Genomic DNA, 1216 nt, shown 5'->3' on the forward strand with positions numbered 1-1216 from the left:
GCCGGCGTTTGAGGCGCGGGGTCTGGGGCGGAGCCCCAGGGCCTGCCCGATCGTCGGGATCCTGCTCGGGCTGATCGGCTGGGGCGTGGTCGCCGACCGGTACGGGGAGCGGCTGGCCATGTCGGCCGGACTGCTGGGCGCCGCCGCGGCGGTGACCCCGGCGGCGACCGTGCCCGGGGGAGCGGCGATGGGCGCGCTGCTCGTCCTGGCCGGCGCGGCGGGCTCCTCCGTGAGCTCGGCCGCGGGGCGGCTCGTCATCGGCTGGTTCCCGCCCGCCCGGCGGGGCGTCGCGATGGGGGTGCGGCAGGCCTCGCAGCCGATCGGCATCGCGCTGGCCGCCGCGGTCCTGCCCGTACTCGCCCACCAGGCGGGCCTGTCCGCGGCCTTCGGCTTCTGCGCCGCGCTGTGCGGGGGCGCGGGGGTGGCCAGCGTCCTGTTCGCCGTCGACCCGCCGCGCCCCGAGCCGGTGGCCGGCGAGCGGACGCACGGCCCCTACCGGGGCGGCTACCTGTGGCGGCTGCACGGGGTCGCCGCGGCGCTGTGCGTACCGCAGTTCGTGGTGACCGGGTTCTCCCTGCTCTTCCTGACCGAGGTGCGGGGATGGTCCCCCTCCACCGCCGCCGCCGTGCTGGCCGTGGCCACCCTGGCCGGTGCGGGCGTACGGCTGCTCGCGGGCTGGTGGTCCGACACGCTGGCCAGCCGGGTCCGGCCGATGCGGCTGCTGGCCCTGGCCACCGCGGTGGACCTGGCGCTGCTCACCGCCGGAGCCGCCTGGCGCTCGCCGCTCGCCGAGGTGGCCCTGCTGCTCGCCTCGGGCCTCACCGTCAGCACCAACGGCCTGCACAGCACGGCCGTCGCCGAGTACGCCGGGCCCGACTGGGCGGGGCGGGCGCTGGGGGTCCACCTGATGGGGCAGCACGCCGCGGTGGTCCTCATCCCGCCGCTGGCGGGCGCCCTGATCGCAGCCCGCGGCTACCCCACCCTGTTCGCCGCCACGACGGCCTTCACCCTCCCGGCGCTGCCCCTCCTCCCCACCAAGGACCGCCCGGCCCGCTGGGCCGCCCCCCGAGTCACCACCTGACCCCACCGGTCCCGGCCCACGCCGTGCGCCTGCGCGGCGCCGCTGCACGGGGGCCAGCCCCCGGACCCCCGCGCCTCAAACGCCGGCGGGGCTGAATTTCGGCCGGTTTCGGCCTGCTGCGTGCGCGCAGCGCAC

Annotated in this window: 1 protein-coding gene; it reads left to right on the forward strand. The window is 78.6% G+C overall.

Annotated features, from left to right (window positions below; translation table 11 throughout):
* Positions 1 to 1081 (forward strand): MFS transporter (locus tag ACWGDE_RS39090; RefSeq protein ID WP_453393840.1); only part of this gene is annotated, 1081 nt, incomplete at its 5' end.
* Positions 1082 to 1216: the final 135 nt, after the last annotated feature.

It is taken from the genome of Streptomyces sp. NPDC054956, from assembly GCF_053609185.1.